At 73.9% G+C, this 22,783-nt stretch carries 16 protein-coding genes; 10 read left to right on the forward strand and 6 right to left on the reverse strand.

Annotation, left to right across the window (positions count from 1 at the left end):
- Positions 1–61: 61 nt before the first annotated feature.
- A complete protein-coding gene (locus tag IE180_RS33160; RefSeq protein WP_229861161.1) occupies positions 62–610 on the forward strand; it encodes a carboxymuconolactone decarboxylase family protein in 549 nt (182 codons plus the stop codon).
- A gap of 149 nt (positions 611–759) precedes the next feature.
- Positions 760–1,875, forward strand: coding sequence for a LysR family transcriptional regulator (locus tag IE180_RS33165; protein ID WP_190160655.1), 1,116 nt, complete (start codon positions 760–762; stop codon positions 1,873–1,875).
- A gap of 120 nt (positions 1,876–1,995) precedes the next feature.
- On the opposite strand, the gene IE180_RS33170 is transcribed toward IE180_RS33165, so the two are convergent.
- Positions 1,996–3,090, reverse strand: a complete 1,095-nt coding sequence (locus IE180_RS33170) for an Lrp/AsnC family transcriptional regulator (RefSeq protein WP_229861163.1) — start codon at positions 3,088–3,090, stop codon at positions 1,996–1,998.
- A 66-nt stretch (positions 3,091–3,156) separates the two neighbouring features.
- Here IE180_RS33170 and IE180_RS33175 point away from each other — a divergent pair, with 66 nt between their 5' ends.
- Together IE180_RS33175 and IE180_RS33180 are read left to right on the forward strand one after the other, a co-directional pair.
- Entirely contained in the window at positions 3,157–4,431 is a 1,275-nt protein-coding gene (locus tag IE180_RS33175; RefSeq protein ID WP_229861164.1) for an MFS transporter, read from the forward strand.
- Positions 4,428–5,714 carry an amidohydrolase gene (locus IE180_RS33180; protein ID WP_190160656.1) on the forward strand — a complete coding sequence of 429 codons (1,287 nt, stop codon included), beginning with the start codon at positions 4,428–4,430 and terminating at the stop codon, positions 5,712–5,714. Before IE180_RS33175 ends, IE180_RS33180 begins: the two co-directional genes overlap by 4 nt.
- A gap of 6 nt (positions 5,715–5,720) precedes the next feature.
- Here IE180_RS33180 and IE180_RS33185 read toward each other — a convergent pair whose 3' ends face one another.
- Complete coding sequence (locus tag IE180_RS33185) at positions 5,721–6,893, reverse strand: alkane 1-monooxygenase (RefSeq protein ID WP_229861165.1); 1,173 nt, start codon at positions 6,891–6,893, stop codon at positions 5,721–5,723.
- 114 nt (positions 6,894–7,007) lie between these two features.
- Here IE180_RS33185 and IE180_RS33190 point away from each other — a divergent pair, with 114 nt between their 5' ends.
- Positions 7,008–7,604 carry a TetR/AcrR family transcriptional regulator gene (locus IE180_RS33190; RefSeq protein WP_190160658.1) on the forward strand — a complete coding sequence of 199 codons (597 nt, stop codon included), beginning with the start codon at positions 7,008–7,010 and terminating at the stop codon, positions 7,602–7,604.
- Positions 7,605–7,880: 276 nt separating this feature from the next.
- Entirely contained in the window at positions 7,881–8,063 is a 183-nt protein-coding gene (locus IE180_RS33195) for a cold-shock protein (RefSeq protein ID WP_190160659.1), read from the forward strand.
- Between the two features lie 688 nt (positions 8,064–8,751).
- On the opposite strand, the gene IE180_RS33200 is transcribed toward IE180_RS33195, so the two are convergent.
- Positions 8,752–9,129 (reverse strand): nuclear transport factor 2 family protein, encoded by a 378-nt coding sequence (locus IE180_RS33200; RefSeq protein WP_190160660.1) that lies wholly within the window; start codon positions 9,127–9,129, stop codon positions 8,752–8,754.
- Between the two features lie 696 nt (positions 9,130–9,825).
- Between IE180_RS33200 and IE180_RS33205 the strand changes: the two genes are divergently transcribed.
- Both IE180_RS33205 and IE180_RS33210 read left to right on the forward strand, forming a co-directional pair.
- The gene (locus IE180_RS33205; protein ID WP_190160661.1) at positions 9,826–11,226 is read left to right on the forward strand and encodes a histidine-type phosphatase; all 1,401 of its coding nucleotides are present in this window, start codon (positions 9,826–9,828) and stop codon (positions 11,224–11,226) included.
- 232 nt (positions 11,227–11,458) lie between these two features.
- Positions 11,459–11,845, forward strand: coding sequence for a VOC family protein (locus tag IE180_RS33210; protein WP_190160662.1), 387 nt, complete (start codon positions 11,459–11,461; stop codon positions 11,843–11,845).
- Between the two features lie 9 nt (positions 11,846–11,854).
- Here IE180_RS33210 and IE180_RS33215 read toward each other — a convergent pair whose 3' ends face one another.
- The 3 genes from IE180_RS33215 to IE180_RS33225 all read right to left on the reverse strand — a co-directional run bounded on the left by IE180_RS33215 (position 11,855) and on the right by IE180_RS33225 (position 20,092).
- The gene (locus IE180_RS33215; RefSeq protein ID WP_190160663.1) at positions 11,855–16,048 is read right to left on the reverse strand and encodes a bifunctional nitrate reductase/sulfite reductase flavoprotein subunit alpha; all 4,194 of its coding nucleotides are present in this window, start codon (positions 16,046–16,048) and stop codon (positions 11,855–11,857) included.
- A 109-nt stretch (positions 16,049–16,157) separates the two neighbouring features.
- Positions 16,158–18,113, reverse strand: coding sequence for an APC family permease (locus IE180_RS33220; protein WP_190160664.1), 1,956 nt, complete (start codon positions 18,111–18,113; stop codon positions 16,158–16,160).
- A 188-nt stretch (positions 18,114–18,301) separates the two neighbouring features.
- On the reverse strand, positions 18,302–20,092 hold the full coding sequence (locus IE180_RS33225) for a sigma-70 family RNA polymerase sigma factor (RefSeq protein ID WP_190160665.1): 1,791 nt from the start codon (positions 20,090–20,092) through the stop codon (positions 18,302–18,304).
- Positions 20,093–20,358: 266 nt separating this feature from the next.
- Between IE180_RS33225 and IE180_RS33230 the strand changes: the two genes are divergently transcribed.
- Entirely contained in the window at positions 20,359–21,099 is a 741-nt protein-coding gene (locus IE180_RS33230) for a class I SAM-dependent methyltransferase (protein ID WP_190160666.1), read from the forward strand.
- A 263-nt stretch (positions 21,100–21,362) separates the two neighbouring features.
- Entirely contained in the window at positions 21,363–22,706 is a 1,344-nt protein-coding gene (locus IE180_RS33235; protein ID WP_190160667.1) for a diacylglycerol/lipid kinase family protein, read from the forward strand.
- Positions 22,707–22,783 lie beyond the last annotated feature (77 nt).

Raw genomic sequence — 22,783 nt, forward strand, 5'->3', positions numbered from 1 at the left:
GATCGGTACCGTCTCGATGGTACCGATCAGTTCCGTCTTGTTCCGGCTCAAGGAGAGCGCCATGCCCCGTCTGCCCCAGCTGACCGTCGAGACCGCCGACGAGGAGCAGCGCGAGCTGCTCGAAGGCACCCTCAAGCAGCTCGGCAAGCTGCCCAACCTGTACGCCTCCCTCGCCAACGGCCCCGCCGCGCTCCGCGGTTACCTCGCCATGCGCGAGGCCCTCGTCGGCGGCAGCTTCAGCGCCCGGCAGCGCGAGCAGCTCGCGCTCTACATCGCGCAGCGCAACGACTGCACGTACTGCGTCTCCGCACACACCCTGCGCGGCGGCAAGGTCGGCCTGAGCGAGCAGGAACTGCTCGACACCCGCCGCGGCGGCGACGCCGGCGACCCGCACATGGACCAGGTCCTCCGGTTCACCGGCGCCGTCATGGCGACCGGCGGCCGCGTCACCGACGAGGCCCTCGCCGACGCCCGCGCCGCCGGCGTGACCGACGCCGAGATCGCCGAGATCGTCGGCCACGTCGCGCTCAACGTGCTGTCGAACTTCTTCAATCACGTTGCGCAGCCGGACTTGGACTTTCCGTTGGTCCCGGCCCAGCTCGCCGAGTAGAGTCCTTCGCGGCCGAGCAGGGGTGCCGGGCGCGAGGACGCGACCGGCACCCCTGCGGCTTGTACGGCCGACCGACCGGGGCGATCGAAGCGGGTGGACGACCAACCACCTGGTGCGGACTGCCGCCCGCGCGGCAGGGGGGAATTCACGTGGACATCGACGCAAGAACCCTTCGGACCTTCCGAGAGGTGACGCTCACCGGGTCGTTCACCCAGGCGGCGCGACGCCTCGGATACTCGCAGTCCAGCGTCACGGCACAGATGCGTGCCCTGGAGAGGCAGGTGGGCGAGCCCGTCTTCGAGCGGCTCCCCAACGGCGTCCGGCTCACCCGCGCCGGAACCGTCCTGCGCGACTACGCGCGCCAGATCCTCACCCTCGTCGGCGAGATGGAGACGGCCCTGCGCCGGCCCGCGGCCAACCCGCCGCGCCTCACCATCGGCATCGTCCCCGCCCTCGCGTACGGGCAGCAGCTCGCCCGGGTCACCCACGTCGGGCGGCGGCTCCTCTCCGGCGTCCAGCTCGCCCTGCGCATCATGGGGACGGCCGAGGTCCACGACGCCTTCCGGGCCGGCGCGATCGACGGCGCGCTCGTCCTCACCACCGTCGACGCCGACGACCCGGCCGACCTGCTGGGCGACCAGCCGTACGCCGAGCGCTCCGACGACCTGACGGAGATCCGGCTCCAGGAAGTCGAGTTCGTCCCCGTCACCGGCACCGGCCGGCGCCCCGGCGGCCACGGCCGGCAGGTCGTCATCGCCGACCCCGACTGCCCCTCCCAGCGCTGGCTCCCCGAATTTCTCCGGCTCCGCTGCGACAGCCCGCCCGAGATCCACGAACTCGGCTCCATGGCGGGCGTCCGCGCCGCCACCCAGTCGGGCCTCGGCTGCGCCATGCTCCCCACGGCCCTCGCCGCCGACCACGAGGAGGCCGGTGGCCTGCGCCCCCTCCCCGGCGTGCCGCGGATGCGCTGGAACGCCTCCCTGATCCTGGGCCGCCACGACACCCGGCCCGCCGTCGACCGGCAGAACCTGACGGAGACGCTCCGCCAGGCCACCGCCCTCGGCCGCGCCGTCCACCCGGCCGCACCCGCGGTCGGCGTCCTCGAAGGCAACGTCCTCGAAGGCAATGCGCTCGACGACGACGTCATCGAGGCCGGTGCGCTCGACACCGGTGCGCTCGGCGGCGGCGCGCTCGACACCGGTGTCCTCGGCGGCGGTGTCCTCGGCGGCGGGGCCACCGCCCCCGGCCCGAGCATCGCCTCCTGACCCCTCACGGGTCTCCCGGCCGGTGCCACGGCGCACCGCCGGCTCCCCGGCCCACCCCCGACCGGGGCCGACGGGAGCGGCGGCGCGCCGTGGCACCCTCCCTCCCCCCGGTCCGGCGCCTCAGAGTCCGGGCAGCCCCAGTCCGACCCGGCCCGTGGCCCGACCGTGCTCGTCGAGGAGCCAGCTCATGCGCTTGGGGGAGTGCAGGGCCACCGTCCGGTCCCGCACCTCAAGGGCCGGGAAGCGCTCCGCGAGCTGCGCCTCGAAGGGGTCCACCGCCCCGAGCCCGTGCAGCCAGACCAGCACGAGCAGGTTGTACGGACCGCTGACCGAGACGCACATCCGCACCTGTTCGAGGCGGGCCAGCGCGTTGCCCGTCCGCTCCAGGAGCGCGTGCGGCACCGACGTCCGGTAGATCACCATCGTGGACAGCCCCGCCAGCGGGTGCGCCAGGTCGCAGCGCAAGGTGATGTCCCCGTCGCGGATCAGGCGCTGGAGCCGGCGCCGCGCGGTGTGCTCGCTCATGCCCGTGAGCGCGCCGAGCTCCCCGTACCCGAGCCGCCCGTCGGCACCCAGCGCGGTCACCAGCGCCTGGTCCCCGGGCGCGGGGCGCGCGTGCAGGTGCGTGCTGTACGTCCGGGGCCGGGCGACGGCGCCCGGCTCGCCGAGCCCGGCCCGTTCCGCCGGGTTCATCGCCCGCATCCGCCAGTCCCGCCCCTCCCCGTACAGCGTCATGCCGAGCCGGGTCCGGGTGGAACGGACGCCGCGCAGCCCGCCGATCCCGGTGTGCACCGCGCGGCCCAGGGACGGCAGGTCCGGGGCGGCGACGGAGAGGAACAGGTCGAAGTCCCCGGCCGTCTCGTCGACGCTGAACACCCACGGCAGCGCCGTGACCGCCGCGCTCACCCGGTCGAAGGCGCGCGGCCGGCACCGCACCTCCACGTAGGCGACCGTGGCCGTCTTCGCCGCGTCGTACGCCGTGACCCAGGCGAGCCCCTCGGCGCGGAGCCGTTCGAAGCGCCGGGCGGCCGTGGTCGGGTTCACGCCGAGGGCCCGCCCGATCCGCGTCCACGGAGCCCGGGGGGCGGCCTGGAGGGCGTCGACCAGCGCCAGATCCAGCTCGGAGAAGGCCGCCGTGGAGCCTCCGGTGCGGGAAACCGGCGGAACGGCGCTTCCGAAGACGCTTTCCGGCAATTCCGGGGGGACCTCGCTCACGGACCGGATCGTAGGGGCACTTCCGGCCGGACCACCAGTGTTCCGGCCACCGGTGAGAGGAGTACCGTGCCTGCTCCACCCCTTCCCCCGCTCACTGCGGTGCCGTCCGCGCACCGCAGGACCGTCCGGCTCACGGTCGTCCTGCTCTTCGCGGCCTGGCTGGTCGACTACGCCGACCGGCTCGTGATCAACCTCGTCCTGCCGTCCATCGGCGCCGAGTTCGACCTCGACCGCACGCGGCAGGGCCTCGTCGTCTCCGCCTTCTTCCTCGCCTACGCCCTCTGCCAGATCCCCGGCGGCCTGCTCGCCGACCGCTTCGGCGGCCGGCGGGTGACCCTCTGGGCGCTGCTCGCGTGGTCGGTCTTCACCGCCCTCACCGGCTTCGCCTGGTCGTTCGCGGTCCTGCTCGCCCTGCGCTTCGCCTTCGGCGTCGCCGAAGGCGTCTTCCCGCCGGCCTCCATGAAGGTCCTGGTCGAGCGCACCCCGCCCGAGGAGCGCAGCAGCGCCAACGGGGCGGTGATGAGCTCCAACGCCCTGGCCGCCGTCCTCACGCCCCTCGCCGTCGCCCCGCTCGTCGCCGCCTTCGGCTGGCGCTCGGCCTTCTGGTCGACCGCCGCCCTCGGGGTCCTCGCCCTCGTCGCCGTACGCCTCCTGCTCCCGGCCCCGCTGCCCCGCACGGAAGACGCGGAGGTCCCGCGGCCGGCCCTCCGCGCCGTCCTGCGCAAGGGCGTCCTGTGGCGCTTCGCCCTCATGATGTGCGGTTACAACACCATCATCTGGGGCCTCAACACCTGGGTCCCCTCGTACCTGAGCGAGGAGCACGGCGTCTCCCTCACCGAGGCCGGAGCGCTCGTCGCCGTCCCCGCGCTCGGCGCCGCGCTCGCCACCGTCCTCGGCGGACGGCTCTCCGACCGGCTCGGCGGCCGGCACCGCCTGATCGTCGTCCCCGGCATGACCGTCTCCGCCGTCGCCCTGCTCCTCATGGCGAACACGCCGTCCCTCACCGGCTTCGTCGTCCTCGGCACCGTCGCCGTCTTCGCCGCCTCCCTCGCGTACATGCCGATCTTCGCCGTCCCCCTCGCCGGCCTCGCCTCGGAGTACGTGGGCGTCGGCAGCGCCGTCGTCATCCTCGGCGGCCAGATCGCCGGCATGGTCGCCCCGCCCGTCATGGGCGCGCTCGCCGACGCCTTCTCCTTCCACGTCGCCTTCGGCTTCCTCGTCCTCGGCGCGGTGATCGCCGCCGTCATGGCGTGCCTGACCCCGCAGGACGCCGACGCCTTCCGTGCGGCCGCCGACCGCGCCCCCCTCCCCTCCCGCACCGCAAAGGAAGCCCTCGCATGACCGCCGACACGGCACTCGCCCCCCTCCTCTCCGGCCTCGACGCCCGCCTGCCCGACCTGCGCGCCCTCTACGAGGACCTGCACGCCCACCCCGAGCTGTCGTTCCAGGAGTTCCGCACCGCGGGCGTCGTCGCCGAGCGGCTCCGCGCGCAGGGCTGGCAGGTCACCGAGGGCGTCGGCCGCACCGGCGTCGTCGGCGTCCTCGCCAACGGCCCCGGCCCCGTCGTGCTGCTCCGCGCCGACATGGACGCCCTCCCCGTCAAGGAGGAGACCGGACTGCCCTACGCCTCCACCGCGACCGGCACCGACCCCGACGGCCACGAGGTGCCCGTCATGCACGCCTGCGGGCACGACATGCACGTCACCTGTCTGCTCGGCGCCACCGACCGGCTCGCCGCCCACCGGGACGCCTGGCGCGGCACCGTCGTCGCCGTCTTCCAGCCCGCCGAGGAGGTCGGCGGCGCGCCCGCCATGATCGAGGACGGCTTCCTCGACCGCTTCCCGCGCGCCGAGGTGTGCCTCGCCCAGCACGTCGCCCCGGCCCCCGTCGGCTTCCTCGGCACCCGGCCGGGTCCCGTGATGGCCGCGTCCGACAGCTTCCGGGTGACCCTCTTCGGGCGCGGCGGCCACGGCTCCACGCCCGAGACGGCCGTGGACCCCGTGGTGATGGCGGCCGCGGTCGTCATGCGGCTGCAGACCGTGGTCTCCCGGGAGATCGGAGCCTCGCAGACGGCGGTCGTGACCGTCGGATCGCTGCACGCCGGGACGAAGGAGAACATCATCCCGGACACCGCCGAACTGAAGGTCAACATCCGCTCGACCACTCCGGCGGTGCGCGACCGGATCCTCGCCGCCGTCGAGCGGATCGTCCGTGCGGAGGCCGCCGCCTCGGGCGCCCCGAAGGAGCCCGAGATCGTCCCGCTCAACTCCTTCCCGGTCACCGTGAACGACGCCTCCGCCACCGCCGTCGTCCAGGCCGCCCTCACCGAAGCCCTCGGCGAGGGACACGTCTTCACCCTTTCCCGGACGATCACCGGCAGCGAGGACTTCGGCGTCTTCGGGACCGCCCTCGGCGCCCCTTCCGTCTTCTGGCACTTCGGCGGCGCCGACCCCGCCCTGTACGCGGACGTCGACCCCGACTCCCTCCTGGAGGACGGCCTTCCCGACACCGTCCCCGCCAACCACTCCCCGCACTTCGCCCCCGTTCCCGGCCCGACGATCCCCCTCGGCGTGACCGCCCTCCTCGCGGCCGCCGCGCCGTGGCTGACGAAGCGGCCGGAGTGAGGGGGGTCAGCCGGCCGTCGCCCCGTACCGGGCGAGCAGGCGGGCCCGGCGGGACGGCTGGAGGTTCGCCCGGGTCACGTCCCCGTCGTAGTGGGCCAGGACCCGGGGGTCCATGACGCGGCGCCAGAGCGGGGGCACGTACGCGAGGACGATCATCCCCGCGTACCCCGTCGGCATCTCGGGGGCCTCGTCGAAGTGGCGCAGCGACTGGTAGCGCCGGGTGGGGTTCGCGTGGTGGTCGCTGTGCCGCTGGAGGTGGTAGAGGAAGACGTTCGAGGCGACGTTGTCGCTGTTCCAGCTGTGGCGCGGGGCGCACCGCTCGTACCGTCCGCTCGCGGTGCGCTCCCGCTTGAGGCCGTAGTGCTCGGTGTAGTTGATGACCTCCAGCAGGCAGAAGCCGAAGACCGCCTGGATCGCGAGGTACGGCAGGACGCCCGGCCCGAAGGCGAGCGCGAGCCCCGTGAAGAGCGCGAACGACAGCGCCCAGGAGCCGAGGACCGTGTTGCGCGGGCTCCACGCGGACCGGCCCCGGCGGGCGAGCCGGCGCTTCTCCAGCCGCCAGGCCGAGGCGAGGCTGCCGAGGACGGTCCGGGGCAGGAAGCGCCAGAAGCTCTCGCCGAGCCGGGCGCTCGCCGGGTCCTCGGGAGTGGCGACGCGGATGTGGTGGCCGTGGTTGTGCTCGACGTAGAAGTGGCCGTACCAGGTCTGGGCGAGCGCGATCCGGGAGAGCCGGCGCTCCAGGGCCTCCGCCTTGTGTCCCAGCTCGTGGGCGGTGTTGATGGCGATGCCGGCGACCCCGCCGAGGGTGAACGTCAGCCCGATCCTGTCCACGGGGGCGAGGTCGCCCCGGGTGATCAGCCAGCAGCCGAGGACGAGGCCGGCGTACTGGAGGGGGAGGTAGAGGTAGGTGCACCACCGGTAGTAACGGTCCTGTTCCAGGTGGGCGATCGCGCTGTCCGGAGGGTTGGCGGAGTCCTTGCCCATCAGGTGGTCGACGACCGGGAAGACCACGTACAGGACGAGGATCCCGGTCCACCAGAAGACGCGGAGCCCGGTGGCGTTCACCAGTCCCCAGGAGAGGAAGGGGAAGGCCGGGATGAGCAGGCCGAGCAACCAGAGCCAGCGCTTGGGGTCGCGCCAGGCGGCGGGGGCTTCGGGGGCGTCGCTGTGCAGGGCCAAGACCGGCTCCTCGGAGAGGTGGACACTTCGCTTGCCTACTGTCCAGTTCATAGACGGATCGGCAGTGGAACGTCAATGCCCTGGACAGTGACCGGTGGATAAAGTGGGGGCACGATGACACGTTTCCGCGAGAGTGTTCGGTCCCTCCTGCGCGAGCAGGTGCTCGACGCCGCCTACCGGCTCGTCGCCGCCGACGGCTGGGGCGGGCTGCGCATGGCCGCCATCGCGCGGGCCGCCGGCATCAGCCGCCAGACGCTCTACAACGAGTTCGGCTCCAAGGAGGCCATCGGCAACGCCCTGGTCCAGCGCGAGCTGGAGGGCTTCCTCGTGGGGATCCAGCGGGAACTCGACGCGCATCGGGGCGAGCTGGAGGCGGCAGCGGCGGCGGGCGTCGGCTACACGCTCCAGCAGGCCGTGGACAACCCCCTCGTCAAGAGCGTCCTGCTCGCGGCGCGCGGCGGCGAGGACGACCTCCTCGCCTACCTCACGACCCGCCCGGAGCCGGTCTTCGGCACGGCGATGGCGATGCTCGACGCGTACGCGGCCGAGGCCTGGCCCGACGTCGACGAGGAGTCCCGGGGGCTCGCCGTCGAGACGATCGTGCGGCTCACCGTCAGCCACATCGTCCAGCCCGTGGCCTCGCCGGAGGAGTCGGCCCGGCGCATCGCCAGGATCACGGCACGGATCGCCCACCCGGGCGGCCGCGCCTGAGGTGCGCCCCGCGCCCGGCGGGCCGGTGGTCGGCGGGCCGGCGGTCGGGAAAGGGGCGAGGCCCGCCGTCGGACACGGGGGACATCCGGCAACGGGCCTCTGTTGAATATTGTACGAGATCGTCGGGCTGCTCCGTGCACCCGGCGGCGGTGGCGAGGGGCCGGCCGACGGGGTACACCTCCCCTGAGACGCGGAAACGGCCACGGGCCGGACACCCCCGACCGCGTCGACGGCGACGACGAGGAGGTCGCAGTGGAAGGCAGGAGCACAGGGTTCGTGCAGTCCTTCAACCGACTCGGCGGGTACGGCTTCGTCGTCCCCGTGGGCTCCGAGGAACAGGTGTACTTCAGCGCCGAGGACATCGAGGGCGCGCAGCGGACGGTCTCCGAGGGGCAGCAGGTCTCCTTCGTCCTGGTCCTCGGCGAGGGCCGCTTCGAGGCGAAGGAACTGCGCCTCTGACCCCGGCCGGCCCCCGGCCCCCGGCACCCCGGGGACCGGCCGACCCGCCGGGCCGCGGTCCGGGCCGGAGCCGCCGGCCCCTCGGGCCGTGACCCGGCCCGGGTCCGCGAGGGCCGCCGTGCCGTGGCCCGGCCCGGGGCGACGGGTTCGTGACGCCGTGCTCCCGGCCGGGACCGCCGGGAGCCCCCACCCGTTTCCCGGGCACGGTGGGCGCATGTCCGCATCCGGGCCCGCGCCCGTGGAACCCGTAGCCGCCCGTCCGCGCGAGCGGACCCCGGGGCACGTGAACTCGCGGCGGCGGACGAGGTGTCCGGCCTGCTCGCCGACCCGCCCCGACTCCCTCCGGTGTGGCCGCCCACCCGGGGCGAGGCCGACGTCGGCGCCCTGACCGAGGCGTGCGGGGCCGCACGTCCGGCCGTCGGCCGGCACCTCGCCGAACTGCGCCTCGGCGGGCTCGTCACGACCCGCAAGGAGGGCCGCCGGGTCGTGTACGCCGTGCCGGACGGTCACCCGAAGCGCCTGGTCCCGGCGGGAGCGCGCCTGCCGCAGCGGCGCGGTCGGCCCGGCTCCGACCGGCGGCGGCCGTCGTTCTCCGGCGGGGCGGACACCGCGGCCCGACCGACCGCGAACGGCGGCCCCGAACGCCGACGGGACGGGATCGGGGGAAGGGCGGCGGCGGAAGCACGACTCAGGAGGCGAACGGCTCGATCTCCCCCGCGAAGACGATGACCTGGTCGATGAGGCTCCGTCGCAGGTGGACGACGTCCGTCCCCGCCAGGCGGGGGCCTCCGTCGGGCGTGGTGAAGACCCACTGGTACCGGGCCCATTCGTCAGGCATGTCCACCGCCGAGCAGCGCACCATCGTGCCCGTCCCCGCCGGGTGGCGCCGGATGTCCAGCACGAACCGCTCGACCGCCTCGATTCCTTCGCTGCGGCCCAACGGCCCCCAGAAGACCACGTCCGGGGCCAGGGCCTGGGAGAGCAGGGCAGTCACATAGCTGTCGTCCGAGGCGTTGAACGCGGAGATGAACGTGTCGATCGCGGCGCGTGCGGTCTCTTCCTGCATGCCCCAGTAATACCAGCCGTTTCGCGTGCGCTCGTCCCACGAGCCGCCTTCCGGCCACGGTGGACCATCCGGACACGGCACCAGGCCGCGGCCGTCGGGCGGGGCCCGGCCCCGGGCCGGGCCCGCGCTCCTGGTGGGGGCGGGGTCACCGGCACCGCCCCGAGCCGGTCGGCCGAGAGGCCGGAGAGGGGGAGCTGTTCCGGCGGACCTCCCGGAGCGTCCGCCTCACGGAGGCGGGAGCGACGTTCCAGCCACGGGCGAGCGACCTCCTGGGCCGTCTGGCGGCCGACCTCGGCGAGGCCGGCCGTGTCGGGCGCGGCGAGGCCGGCCGCCCGGACGACGCCTTCACCACCTCCGCCACCGCGATCGTCAGCGAACGGATCCGTGCCTTCTCCCGCCGCCGCCCGGACGTCCGGATCGAACGGCACGACGGCTTCACCGTCGATGTCCCGGCGGCCCGGAGCGGGGCACGGCCGACGTCGGGATCGTGCGGGACGCCGAGGAGCGAGACGGCATCGACCTTTCCCCGCTGACGACGGAACGGTTCGTCGCCGTCGTCCCCGCCGCACGGGGTGACCGCGTGGAGGCAACGGCGCCGGCCGCCGACCCGCTGAGCGAGGCACAGGACCCCTCGACACCCTCCGGGTGCCACCTCAAGGCCACCCGACGTTCACGTCCACCGCTGACGATGCGCCCATGAGACGTTCCGTCACCCCCGCCCTCGCCCTGGGGTTCTGCGCACTCCTGGCCACCGCCCCGCCCGCCCACGCCACCGCGGAGCGGACCGCGCACGCCGACAGCTACGGGACCAAGGCCCCGTACACCCCCCAGCAGAACCCGCGGACCTACCAGCACGCCCCCGCCGGTTTCACCCCCGTCCTCACCGAGAACGTCTCCCGGCACGGCTCGCGCGCCGCGAGCGACAGCGAGGACGGCGACCTGATCCTCGCCCTCTGGGAGAAGGCCGCAAGCGAGGGACAACTCACCAGGCGGGGAAGCGAGTTCGGTCCCCTCGTGCGATCCCTGCTCGACGCCATGGCCAAGGTGGGGTACGGCAACCTCAGCGGGCGCGGCAAGCAGGAGATGCAGGGCACGGCCACGCGCATGGAGCAGCGGCTGCCGGAGCTGTTCGCCCGGATCGCCGAGCAGAACGAGAAGATCGACGTCGTCAGTTCCGGGCAGACGCGGGCCGTCGACAGCGGGAAGGCCTTCACCGCCGCCCTCGCCGCCACCGACCCGGACCTCGCGCCGCTCATCGGCGCGACCCGCACCGACAAGGACCTGCTCTACTTCCACAAGGCGGCCGGCGGCGCCGCCTACCGGGACTACATCGCCCACGACGAGCGGCTCGCGAAAACCCTCAAGAGCATCACCGACCAGCCCGCGACCCACGCCGCCGCCCGCAGCGTCCTCGGGAAGCTCTTCAAGCCCGCCTTCGTGCAGCGCATCGCCGACGGCGACTTCCCCTCCGTCGGAAGCGACGTCGACGCCGCCGAGGCCGTCTACAACCTGTACGGCATCGCTCCGGCGATGAGGAACGAGAGCCCCGACGGCAAGGGCTGGGGCATGGAACGGTACGTCTCGCCCGGCGACGCCGCCTGGTTCGGGTACCTGAGCGACGCCGAGGACTTCTATCAGAAGGGTCCGGGCTTCACCGACAGCGACATCACCTACAGGATGGCCGATGTCCTGCTCGACGACCTCTTCGAGAAGGTGGAGGCCAAACGGGACGGAACGAGCGACCTCGGAGCGGAACTGCGCTTCACGCACGCCGAGGAGATCATTCCGCTGGCCGCGCTGCTGGGGCTGCCGGGGAGCACGGAAGCCGCCACCGCCGAGCAGCCGTACACGTACGCCGGCAATCCCTGGCGCGGCGCGTCCGTGTCCCCGTTGGGCGCGAACATCCAGTGGGACGTCTTCCGCAAGGGCGACACCTATCTCGTGCGGATGCTTCACAACGAGAAGGAGACCGCTTTCAAGCAGGGGTGCGTTCCGGTGTCCAAGGGCAGCAAGTTCTACGACCTGGATGAACTCGAGCGCTGCTTCGGGCGTGAGAACGATCGAGCACGGCTTCGCCCCCGGCGCGCCGGGCTGTGAGGCCGACGCGCCGAGGTCCCGGACGTGAGGCTGCGCGGGCCCGAATCCTGTGAAGGCCCCGGGCGCCCGCCCCTTCGTCCCGCTCGACGTCCTCCGCCCCTCCGGCACACGCCGCCGCACCGGGCGTGTCGGGTTTCCCCGGGGCGTCGGGCGAGTGGTTACGTGGCCGGACACCGAACCCCCGGGGCGCCGTGACGCGGTGGCCCGGGCCGGAACCCCGGAGGAGAACGCCATGCGGATCCACGTCACCAGTGTCTTCGTCGACGACCAGGACAGGGCACTCCGCTTCTACACCGAGAAGCTCGGCTTCGTGAAGAAGACGGAGGTCCCCCTGGGCGACTACCGCTGGCTGACCGTCGTCTCGCCGGAAGCCCCCGAGGGCACCGAACTGCTCCTGGAACCCGACGCGCACCCCGCCGCCAAGGCGTACGCCGAGGCCCTGCGCCGGGACGGCATCCCGGCCACCTCCTTCGCCGTCGACGACGTCCGCGCCGAGTACGAGCGGCTGAGCGCCCTCGGGGTCCGCTTCGCCCAGGAGCCCACGGAGGCGGGACCGGCCGTCGTCGCGGTCCTCGACGACACCTGCGGCAACCTCATCCAGCTCGCCCAGCTGCCCTGACCGGCCCCGTCAGTAGACGTCCCGGACGTAACGCCTGTCCGTGGCGAGCCGTCTGACGTAGGCGGCGGCCTCGTCGGCGTCCATGCCGCCGTGGGCGGCGACGACGTCCCTGAGGGCCCGGTCGACGTCCTTGGCCATGCGCTCCGCGTCACCGCACACGTAGAAGTGGGCGCCGTCCCGGAGCCACTGCCACAGCCGGGCGCCGTTCTCCCGCATCCGGTCCTGGACGTACACCTTGTTCCGCCGGTCGCGCGAGAAGGCGAGGTCCAGCCGGTCGAGATGGCCGGAGTCCACGTACCCCTCCAGCTCCCGGCGGTGGTAGAAGTCCGTGGCCTCGTGCTGCTCGCCGAAGAACAGCCAGTTCGGGGCGGTGTGGCCACGGGCCAGCCGGTCCTGGAGGAAGCCGACGAACGGGGCCACGCCCGTGCCCGGACCGACCATGACCATGGGCGTCGAGGGGTCGGCGGGCGGCCGGAAGCCCGGCGAGCGCCGCACGAACACCTGCACGGGGCCGTCGTCGGCGCAGTCGGCCAGATACGTCGAGCACACGCCCCTGCGGTCCCGGCCGAGGTCGTTCGTGTAGCGGACCACGGAGACGGTGAGCCGCACCTCCCCCGGGTGCGCGAGGGGGCTGGAGGAGATCGAGTACAGGCGGGGCCGCAGGCGCCCGAGCGCGGCGGCCCACTCCTCGGCGGAGGCCCGGACGGGGAACGCGGCGACCACGTCGGCGGCCTGCCGGCCCCAACTCCACTTCGCCAGCGCCTCCTTGTTGTCCGGACGCAGCAGCCGCTTCAGCTCCTGGCTGCCGGTGCGCGCCGCCAGGAACCTCAGCAGCCCGGTGGTGATGCGGGTGACGTCCAGGCGGGTGCGCAGGGCCTCCTCGAAGGGGAGCGGGGTCCCGTCCCCCGGGTCCACGGGGCCGGCGGGGTCGAGGCCGGTGAGTGCCAGCCATTCGGCCACGAGCCCGGCGCCGTTGACCGGCCACACCCCGAGGGCGTCCCCGGCCTCGTAGGCGAGCTCGCCGCCCCGGGTGTCGAAGGCGAACTCCCGCACCTCCTTCTGCGAACCGGGCAGGCTCAGCAGTCTGTTGCCGACGAGGAGGGTGGCGAAGGGCGAGGCCTTGGCGGGGGCGGGCGGCGACGTGGTGAGCGTGGTGACGGCAGCGGCGCGCGCGGGCGCGGCGGCCGGCCGTTCCCCGCCCGCGTCCAGGGCCGAGACGACCTGGCCGAACCACCTCTCGGCCGCCTCCTCGAAGTCGGGTTCGCAGTCCGTACGGGGGGCCAGGCGGGTGCCGCCGAGCGCGGCGAGCCGTTCGTCGACGCGCCGGCCGTGGCCGCAGAAGTCGTCGTAGGCGGTGTCGCCGAAGGCGAGCACCGCGTACCGGACGCCGTCCAGCCGAGCGGCGTCCGGGGCGGACAGCGCCTTCCAGAAGCCGGCGCCGTTGTCGGGCGCGTCCCCGTCGCCGAAGGTGCTGGTGACGACGAGGAGGTCGGTGCCGGGGCCGAGCCGGGCCGGTTCGACGTCCGTCATGGGGAGCAGCTCGGGGGCCCGGCCGGCCGCGGCCAGGCGCGCGGCGGCGGTGGCGGCGAACTCCTCCGCGGTACCGGTCTGCGAGGCCCACAGGACGAGCAGCCGGCGGCCGGGGGGCTCCGGCGCCCCGGGGGGAGCCGCCGCGGGCGCGGCCGTACGGGAGAACATGCCGGCGAGCACCCCGTTGACCCAGGCGGCGGGCTCCGGGGCGAGCGGTGCTTCGGGAGGCAGCACCGGGACGCTCCCGTCGGGCGGGGCGAGGGCGAGTCCCGAGAGGTAGCCGGCGAGGTAGCGGCGCTCCGGTCCGGCGAGCGGTACGGGGGCGAGGTCGTCGATCCCGAACAGCGCGGCGAGCGCGGGGACGGGATCCACGGCGGCGGCGGGGACGGGGCCCGCGGTGACGGGGACGGGGCCCGCGGCGGCGGGCGCGGGATCCGCGGCGGCCGGCGCGGATCCGGTCCCCGCCCCGGGGGCCTGCGTCGTCACGGGCGCGGCCGTCCTGGTGAGGGCGACCGCGCAGGCCTTGAACCCGGGCTGGAAGGAGACGGGGTCGACGGCGTCGTGGGTGACGGCGTTGACGCTGACGTACTCGCCGAACAGGTCGTTCCAGTGGAAGGGCGCGAAACAGGTTCCCGGCAGGACCCGGTCGGTGACCACGGCGGGCAGGACGGCGCGCCCGCGCCGGGAGGCGATCTCCACGGGGTCGCCCTCCGCGATCCCGAGGGCCCCGGCGTCCTCCGGGTGGACCTCCACGAACGGCCCCGGGTGGAGCCTGGCGAGCTTCGGGACCTTGCCGGTCCTCGTCATCGTGTGCCACTGGTGCGGGAGCCGGCCCGTGTTGAGGACGAACGGGTATTCGGCGTCCGGGAGTTCGGCGGCCGGCAGGTGCGGTCGGGCGAAGAAGCGGGCGCGTCCGCTCGCGGTCGGGAAGGCCAGCCGGGGGCGGGTGCCGTCGGCGCGCTCCAGGAGGGTCTGGCTGACGCCGTCGTTGAGGTAGCGGATCGGGTTGCGGTCCGGGCCGTCGGCCGCCGGGGCCGGCCACTGGACCGGTGCGGCGCGCAGCCGTTCGTACGTGACGCCCCGCAGGTCCCAGCCGGTCGCGGGGTTCCACGCCCGCTTGAGCTCCTCGAAGACCTCCTCGGCGCAGGAGTACGCGAAGGCGTCGGCGAACCCCATGGCTCGGGCGACCCGGGCGATCAGCTCCCAGTCGGGCAGCGCCTGGCCCGGCGGGTCGACGACGCCCCGGACGAGGGTGAGGTTCCGCTCGGAGTTGACCAGGACGCCGTCGGACTCCGCCCACAGCGTCGCCGGGAGGACGACGTCGGCGTACGCGTTCGTCTCCGTCTCGGCGAACACGTCCTGCGCGACGACGAGTTCGGCGGCCTCCAGACCGGCGATGACGGTCTTCCGGTTGGCGACGGAGGCGACCGGGTTGGTGCAGATGATCCAGCAGGCCTTGATCTCTCCCGCGGCCATCCGCTCGAACATCTCGATCGTGCCGCCCCCGGCCTCGGTCCGCAGCGAGCCCTCCGGGACGTCCCACAGCCGCTCGACGAAGGCGCGTTCCTCGTCGACGAGCACCGAGCGCTGTCCGGGAAGGCCGGGCCCCATGTAGCCCATCTCGCGGCCGCCCATGGCGTTGGGCTGGCCGGTCAGCGAGAAGGGGCCCGCCCCGGGGCGGCAGATCGCGCCGGTGGCGAGGTGCAGGTTCACCAGGGCGTTGGTGTTCCAGGTGCCGTGGACGGACTGGTTCAGGCCCATCGTCCAGCAGCTCGTCCAGGCGCCGGCCTCGCCGATCCACCGGGCGGCCCGCCGGATGTCGTCCTCGGCGAGGCCGGTGACCTCCGCGACCCGGTCGGGCGGGTGGTCGGCGAGGAGACCGGGCATCCGCTCCCAGCCCTCGGTGAACTCGGCGATGAACTCCTCGTCGGTGTGGCCGTTCTCGACGAGCAGGTGCAGCAGTCCGTTGAGGAGGGCCAGGTCGGTGCCGGGCCTGATCGGCAGGTGGAGGTCCGCCTTGTCGGCGGTGGCGCTGCGGCGCGGGTCGACGACGATCAGCTTGGCGCCGGCCTTGACCCGCTCCATCATCCGCAGGAACAGGACCGGGTGGCAGTCCGCCATGTTGGAGCCGATCACGAGGAACGCGTCCGCCCGGTCGAAGTCCTCGTACGAGCCGGGCGGGCCGTCCGCGCCCAGCGACAGCTTGTAGCCGGAGCCGGCGGAGGCCATGCAGAGCCGGGAGTTCGACTCGATCCTGCTGGTGCGGACGAAGCCCTTGGCCAGCTTGTTCGCCAGGTACTGCGCCTCCAGGGACATCTGCCCCGACACGTAGAACGCCAGCGCGTCCGGCCCGTGCTCGTCCACGACCGCCCTCAGCCGGGCGGCGACCGACGCGATCGCCTCGTCGACGTCCGTCTCGACCGGCCGCGCCCCCCGCTCGGGACGGACCAGCGCCTTCGCCGCCCGCCCGGGCGCCGCCAGCATGTCCGCGCTCGTCGCCCCCTTGGTGCACAGCCGGCCCGCGTTGGCCGGGTGCTCCCTGTCCCCGGACGCCTTCACCGCGAGGCGGCGCCCGGTGGCGGGGTCCCGCCGCACGTCCAGGACGATCCCGCAGCCGACCCCGCAGTAGGAGCAGACGGTGCGGACACCGCCGTCGTTCGAGCCAGTTGCCATGCCCCGCACCGTAGGAAGACCGAATTTCGGTCCGTCACGCCTCAGGAGCACCGGGGGTTACACCCGCCGCACGCGACGGTCGCACGGGGTGTGAGATCGCCGCCCCGGCTCAGCCGACGTGGACGCGGGGGCGGAGGTCCCGGTCGGGCTCCGCCTCGCGCAGCACCTCGCGGGTGGTGGGGGCGACCTCGCCCCGGCCGAGGAGGAAGAAGCGGAAGAAGTTGGCGAAGGGGTTGCCCTCGGTCCACTCGAAGTAGACGTGGGGGCGGACGCCGGTCAGGTCGCGGGCGTGGAGGAGGAGGGCCGCCAGCGCGTTGGGGACGGAGGAGGACTCGACGGTGAGGACGCGGTACCGCTCGTGCATGACCTCGCCGCGTACGGTCAGACCGGCCTCGAACTCGGAGGGGTCGGTGACGGTCACCTCGACGAAGACGAAGTCCTCGGTGGTCGGCAGGTCGTTGTCGGCGCGGATCTGCTCGATCTTGTCGCGGTACTCGGCGACGTCCCTATTGTCCGGTTCGTTGGCGATGAACCGCGGGGCGCGGCGGGAGATGTCCTGGATGAAGCGTTCGGCGGTCTCGTCGAGCTCGATGTGGGTGACGCGCAGCTCGAACACGCGGCCGAGCCGGGAGAGGAGCGAGATGAGGACGATGCCGGCGATGAAGCAGGCGCCGATCTTCACGCCGTCGGGACGCTCGATGACGTTGACGACGGTGGTGTAGAGGAAGACCACCGAGATCACGCCGAAGCCGATCGTCCAGCCCTTCTGCCCGGCCTTGCGCGCGGCGATGGTCACCGCGATGGCGGCCGAGCAGATCAGGACGAGGACGCCGGTGGCGTACGCCCCGCCCTGGGCGTCGACGTCGGCGTCGAAGATCCACGTCACCAGGAAGGCGACCAGGGTGAAGACGATGACCATGGGGCGCACGGCGCGGGCCCAGTGCGGGGCCATGCCGTACTTCGGCAGGTAGCGGGGCATCAGGTTGAGCAGTCCGGCCATGGCCGAGGCGCCCGCGAACCAGAGGATCGCGATCGTGGAGACGTCGTAGACCGTGCCGAAGGCGCTGCCCAGGTACTCGTGGGCCAGGTAGGCGAGCGCGCGGCCGTTGGCGTCGCCCCCGGACTCGAACTCCTTCTGCGGGATCAGGACGGTGGTGATGAAGCTCGTGCAGATCAGGAAGACGCTCATGATGAGCGCGGCCGTGGTGAGCAGCTTCTTCGTCCCCCGGATGCGTCCGGCGGGGTTCTCCTCGGTGTCGTCCGGATCGCCCTGGACGTGTGGCATGACCGCCACGCCGGTCTCGAAGCCGGACAGGCCGAGCGCGAGCTTCGGGAAGACGAGCAGGGCGACGCCGACCATGGCGAAGACGTTGCCGTGCTCCGTGGTCAGCGCCGCGGACCAGTCGGTGACCACGTGGCCCTCGGTGAGGACGTGCCACAGACCGGTGGCCACGACGACCACGTTCAGGCCGAGGTAGAGCCCGACCAGGGCCACGGCGACGCCGATGGCCTCCAGGAAGCCCTTCAGGAACACCGCGCCCAGCAGGGCGATCAGCACGAGCGTGATGATCATCTGCTTGTCGTGCAGCGCCGATTCGAGATGGGGGTTCTCGACGAGGTGGGTGGAGGCGTCGGCGGCCGACAGCGTGATGGTGATGAGGAAGTCCGTCGCGGCGAAACCGAGGAGGGTGAGGACGAAGAGCTTGCCCTGCCAGAAGGACAGCAGCCGCGACAGCATCGCGATCGAGCCCTCGCCGCGCGGGCTCTCCTCCGCCACCCGCCGGTAGACCGGAAGGGCGCCCGCCAGGGTGACGATCACCAGGACGATCGTCGCGACGGGGGAGAGCAGCCCGGCCGCGAGGGCGGCGATGCCGGGCTGGTAGCCGAGGGTCGAGAAGTAGTCGACACCGGTCAGGCACATCACCCGCCACCAGCGTTGTCCCCGGTGCCCGGCGTCCGGCGCCGCCTCCACGGGCCGGGAGGGCCTGCCCTTCCCCATGTCGGAGAGGCCCTCCAGCATCCACGCGCGCAATCGTCCGGTGCGGGCGTCCTTCGTGGTGGCCATACGGGTGTCCCTGAGGTGTCGGCGGGGGTCGTCGAGGCGTCGACCCGACTGTCGGTTTTCGGCCATCGAACGGACGGCCGAGTCAGCCTAAGCAGCCCGGGAGCCCCGGATCGGGCCTCACGCGTCAGAGAACCGTCAAGATGCCCCTCCCGGACGTCGTCCTCGTCACACCGGACCCCTCACAGGCCTCAGCGGCTGCCGAAGGCCTGCGTCCAGTAGGGGCCCCCGGAGGTGTGGAGGCCGATGCCGATCTCCTTGAAGCCGCAGTTCAGGATGTTCGCCCGGTGGCCGGGGCTGTGCATCCAGGAGTCCATCACCTGCGCCGCGGTGGTCTGGCCCTTCGCGATGTTCTCGCCGTACGACGACCACGCGTATCCGGCCGCGGTGATGCGCTCGCCGGGGCCGTCGCCGTCGGGGTCGGTGTGGTCGAAGAAGTTCCGCGCGGCCATGTCGTCGGAATGGCCCTGGGCGGCCTCGGTCAGCAGGGGGTGCTCGGCCAGCGGCCCGCAGCCCGCCTTGGCGCGTTCCGCGTTGACCAGCTCGATCACCTGCTCCTCGGTGGAGCCGGAGCCGGAGCCGGAGCCGGAGCCGGAGCCGGAGCCGGAGCCGGAGCCGGGGTCGGGGTCGGAGCCGGAGCCCGTGTGCGTGCCGGTGGGGCGGGGCGCGGAGGTGGGCGCGGGCGCGGTCGTGCGCGTCGGCCGGGGCGGGAGCGGGGGCGAGGTGCGGGACGCGGTCGGCGTGGGCCGCGAGGGCTTCGGGGGCGTACGGGGGGTCTTCGGGGCCGAGGGCGAAGAGGCGGCCGAGGGGGTGGCGGCCGAGGGAGAGGCGGTCGACTCCTGCGGGGCCGGCAGGCCGGTGCCGGTCGTCGCGGCGAGGGTCGTGCCCCCGCCCCCCGTACCCTCCTCGGAGCCGGTGGTCAGGGTGAAGGCGCCGCCGGTGACCGCCACCACGGCTATGCCCGCCGCGATGACGGCGCGCCTGCGGCCCCGCTGCTGCCTGCGCCGACGCCGGGCGGCACGGCTGCTCCGGGGGCCGCGCCCCGCGGCCCCTCCGCCGGCCCCGGTGCCCGTCCCTGCTCCCGGACCGTGCGACGGCGCGGAGAGCGGACCGGCGAACGGGGCCGGGGCCGGGGCCGGGTCGGCGAGCGGACCGGCCGACGGGGAGACGACGGCGGCGGTCCCGAAGCCCGCCCGCTCGCGGACGCCCGCGAGGAGCATCGCGGCCGGGGGCACCAGGAGCAGCCCGGCGAGCAGCCCCTCCGCCGGTACGAGCCCGCTCCACAGCCCGGCGCAGTACGCGCACGCGCGGGCGTGCCGGGCGATGCGCTTGCGCCAGAGGGCCGACGGCCGGCCGTCCCAGGTGTCGGTCTCGTACCGCAGCGTCGCGCATGGCGGGTTCTGCGACAGGGCCCGTACGACGACCCGCGCGGTCTCGAGCCGCTCCTTCATCCGCTGGACCCGCACCGCGGTGTGCTGCGGGGACAGCCCGAGCGCGGCGGCCACCTCGTGGCGGCTCAGCTCACCGGCGCATTCCAGCCACCACAGGGACAGCAGGTCCCGGTCGTCCGGCTCCATCCAGCGGGTCGCCTCGGCGGTCTCGCGCCGCTGGCCGGAAAGGTTCAGCCGGACCACGGCCAGCTCCACGAAATCGGCCCCCGGCTGCGCGAGCTCACGGGCGTCGTCGAGGCCGCCCGTGGGCGGGCCGGCCTGCTGTTGCCGGTGCCAGTGGCTGCGGACGCCGTTCATGGTGATGGCGACCAGCCAGGACCGGAAGCTGTCCGGCGAGCGCAGGCCGCCGAGGCCGGCGAGCGCCCGCAGCATCGTCTCCTGCACGACGTCGTCGACGTCGTGGTGACCGTTCATCGCCCGGCCCACGATGTTGTAGACCAGGGGCAGGTGGAGGGCGATGAGCCGGTCCTGCGCCCGCGGGTCCCCGCTCTGTGCCGCCCTGACCAGTTCCGTACCGTGCTGTGCGCCCATGCTCCGAATCACCCTGTCCGTTCCCGCTGTCGTCTACGGCCAACACCTGGGAGATCACGGGGAGGCGGGCCGATAACAGGAACCGGCGGAGGAGTCCCGTGATCCTCGACGGCCCCCGGACCGTGCGCGCTCCCGTGCGGGAGGCCGACGCGACGTCCGGGACTTCGTGGGATCCGCCAGTACGGGCCGCCGCCGCGGTCCGGCAAGACTGCCGGGGCACGACGGATCACCGGGGGACATGACCGGGCGACGGGGAGGACGGCGCGATGGGCGTGCAGCTGTACGACGAGATCGGCGAGGCGTTCGAGGGGTTCAAGTCCCTGCCGCTGACGCGGTACGGGGAGGTGCCCGGTTTCCTGGGCCTGGTCGGTGACGTACGGGGCAGGTCGGTCCTCGACCTCGCCTCCGGCACCGGCTTCTACAGCAGGGAGTTCAAGCGGCGGGGCGCCGCCGAGGTGCTCGGCGTCGACATCTCCGGCGCGATGGTCGACGCCGCGCGGGCCTTCGAGGAGGGCGAACCGCTGGGCGTGCGCTACGAGGTGGGCGACGTGTCCGAGCTGCGCGACCTCGGCCGGCGCTTCGACGTCGCGCTGGGGGTCCAGCTGCTCAACTACGCGCCGGACGTCGCCGCCATGGAGCGCATGTGCCGCCATGTGCACCGGAGCCTGGAGCCCGGGGGCGAGTTCTTCGTGCTCGCGCAGAAGCCCGACTACCGCTTCGACGGGCCGTCCCTCGCCAAGTACGGCTTCCTCTGCGAGGCGACCGGCGAGGAGATCGAGACCGGGCCGCGCGTCCGGATCACGGCGCTGCTCGACCCGCCGATCTCGTTCGTCGGTGCCTGCCCGCGCCGCGAGGTGTACGAGGGGTCCCTGCGGGCGGCCGGTTTCAGCGAGCTGACCTGGGTGCCGCTGGAGATCTCCGAGGCCGGCGTCCGTGAGTTCGGCGCGGACTTCTGGGCGGACTGCCTCGCCAACCCGCCCTTCGAGCTCCTGCGCTGCCGCGCCTGACGACCGGCCGACCGCCGGCCGACCGCCGGCCGTCCGCCCCGTCCCCACCGGCCCGGAGCGGCCCCGAGGAGCACGAACGGCCCGCATCCGGATGCCCCCGGGACCGGGAACGGGCAGGCTGGTGCCCCGGACCGGACACGACGCCTCACGATCGTTCGGTCCCGCGATCGCCCGGTCCCGCGGTGATCGCCCCGTCCCGGGACCGAGCACGGTCCCGGGACGGGCGCGGTCCCGCGGCCGGGCACGGCAGGGGAGAGGACGGCATGGAAGGGTCAGGACCCGCAGGGAATCCGGCCGCGCGGCTGCTGGCGCGGCTGGCCCTGCTCGCGGCCGTCGGTTCGCTGGCCGTGCTCCTGCTCGCGATCGGGGGCGGCGGCCTCGCGGTGGTCGGGGCCGGGCTCCTCGGCCTCGTCCTCTGCGCCGCCGGCGTCTGGTGGTTCGTGTCGCGCAGGGGAGCCGTGCGCCTGCTCGGGGCGCTCCTCGCGGTCGCCGCGCCCGTCGGCGTCCTGGTCCTCTTCACGTTCGCCGGCCTGTGGCTGACGGCGCTGATCCTGTGCCTGTGCTGGGGCGCGGCCCTGGCCTGCGCGCGGGCGGCGCTGCGCAGGGCGCTTCCGAAGCGGTCGATGCGGGCGGTACCGGCGGACCGGCCCCGGCGGCCGGTCCTGATCATGAACCCGAAGTCCGGGGACGGGAAGGTCGGCCGCTTCCACCTGGTGGAGCGGGCGGAGGAGCTCGGCGCGCGGGTGATCCTGCTCGACCCGTCCGCCCCGGCCGACGTCGAGGCGCTGGCCCGCGAGGCCGTGGCCGGGGGAGCGGACCTGCTCGGGGTCGCGGGCGGCGACGGCACGCAGGCGCTGGTCGCGGCGGTCGCCGCCGAGCACGACCTGCCGTTCCTGGTGGTCTCGGCCGGCACCCGCAACCACTTCGCCATGGACCTGGGCCTGGACCGCACCGATCCGTCCCGCTGCCTCGACGCGCTGACCGACGGGGAGGAACTCCGGATCGACCTCGGCGACGTCGCCGGCCGGGCCTTCGTCAACACCGTGTCCTTCGGGGTGTACGCCGATGTCGTCCAGCACCCGGAGTACCGCGACGACAAGGCGGGCACGGCGCTCTCCCTCATGCCGGACCTGCTGCTCGGCGAGGGCGTGCGACGGATCGACGCGCGCGTCGACGGCACGGTGCTCTCGGCCCAGCAGGCCCTCCTCGTCAGCAACAACCCGTACGTCTCGCCCGACGACATCAGCGGCGGCGGCCGCCGGCCCAGCCTCGACGACGGCGAGCTGGGGGTGCTCGGGATCAAGGTCATGGACGCGGCGCAGGCAGCCGACCTGGCCGTCCGGGGCTCGCAGTCCACGGCGCTGACCGTCCTGACCGCCCACCGCGTCGAGGTGACCTCCGACACGGAGGAGATCTCCGTGGCGGTCGACGGCGAGGCGCTGCGGATGCCCGCCCCGGTCGTCTGCACGCTGCGGCCCGGCGCCCTGCGCGTCCTCGTGCCGCGCGACCGCCCGGGCGTCCCCGCGCCGGCGCCACCCGTGAGGTGGCGCCGGGTCCTCGACCTCGCGTTCGGCCGTGCGGAGCGGCCCGCCGAAGCGTCGCGGTGACGGGGCGCCGGTCCCCGCCGCGGCCGACCCCTGCCGGAGCCGATCCCCGCCGCGGCCGACCCTCGCCGCCGCCGATC

Origin of the sequence: Streptomyces litmocidini (assembly GCF_014649755.1) — a bacterium.
GTDB lineage: Bacteria > Actinomycetota > Actinomycetes > Streptomycetales > Streptomycetaceae > Streptomyces > Streptomyces litmocidini.

What these genes read in the sequence shown, in the direction of transcription:
- IE180_RS33160 (WP_229861161.1), top strand. Translation starts at nt 62, where the DNA reads ATGCCCCGTCTGCCCCAGCTGACCGTCGAGACCGCCGACGAGGAGCAG.
- IE180_RS33180 (WP_190160656.1), top strand. Translation starts at nt 4,428, where the DNA reads ATGACCGCCGACACGGCACTCGCCCCCCTCCTCTCCGGCCTCGACGCC.
- IE180_RS33190 (WP_190160658.1), top strand. Translation starts at nt 7,008, where the DNA reads ATGACACGTTTCCGCGAGAGTGTTCGGTCCCTCCTGCGCGAGCAGGTG.
- IE180_RS33200 (WP_190160660.1), bottom strand. Translation starts at nt 9,129, where the DNA reads ATGCAGGAAGAGACCGCACGCGCCGCGATCGACACGTTCATCTCCGCG.
- IE180_RS33205 (WP_190160661.1), top strand. Translation starts at nt 9,826, where the DNA reads ATGAGACGTTCCGTCACCCCCGCCCTCGCCCTGGGGTTCTGCGCACTC.
- IE180_RS33210 (WP_190160662.1), top strand. Translation starts at nt 11,459, where the DNA reads ATGCGGATCCACGTCACCAGTGTCTTCGTCGACGACCAGGACAGGGCA.
- IE180_RS33215 (WP_190160663.1), bottom strand. Translation starts at nt 16,048, where the DNA reads ATGGCAACTGGCTCGAACGACGGCGGTGTCCGCACCGTCTGCTCCTAC.
- IE180_RS33220 (WP_190160664.1), bottom strand. Translation starts at nt 18,113, where the DNA reads ATGGCCACCACGAAGGACGCCCGCACCGGACGATTGCGCGCGTGGATG.
- IE180_RS33225 (WP_190160665.1), bottom strand. Translation starts at nt 20,092, where the DNA reads ATGGGCGCACAGCACGGTACGGAACTGGTCAGGGCGGCACAGAGCGGG.
- IE180_RS33230 (WP_190160666.1), top strand. Translation starts at nt 20,359, where the DNA reads ATGGGCGTGCAGCTGTACGACGAGATCGGCGAGGCGTTCGAGGGGTTC.
- IE180_RS33235 (WP_190160667.1), top strand. Translation starts at nt 21,363, where the DNA reads ATGGAAGGGTCAGGACCCGCAGGGAATCCGGCCGCGCGGCTGCTGGCG.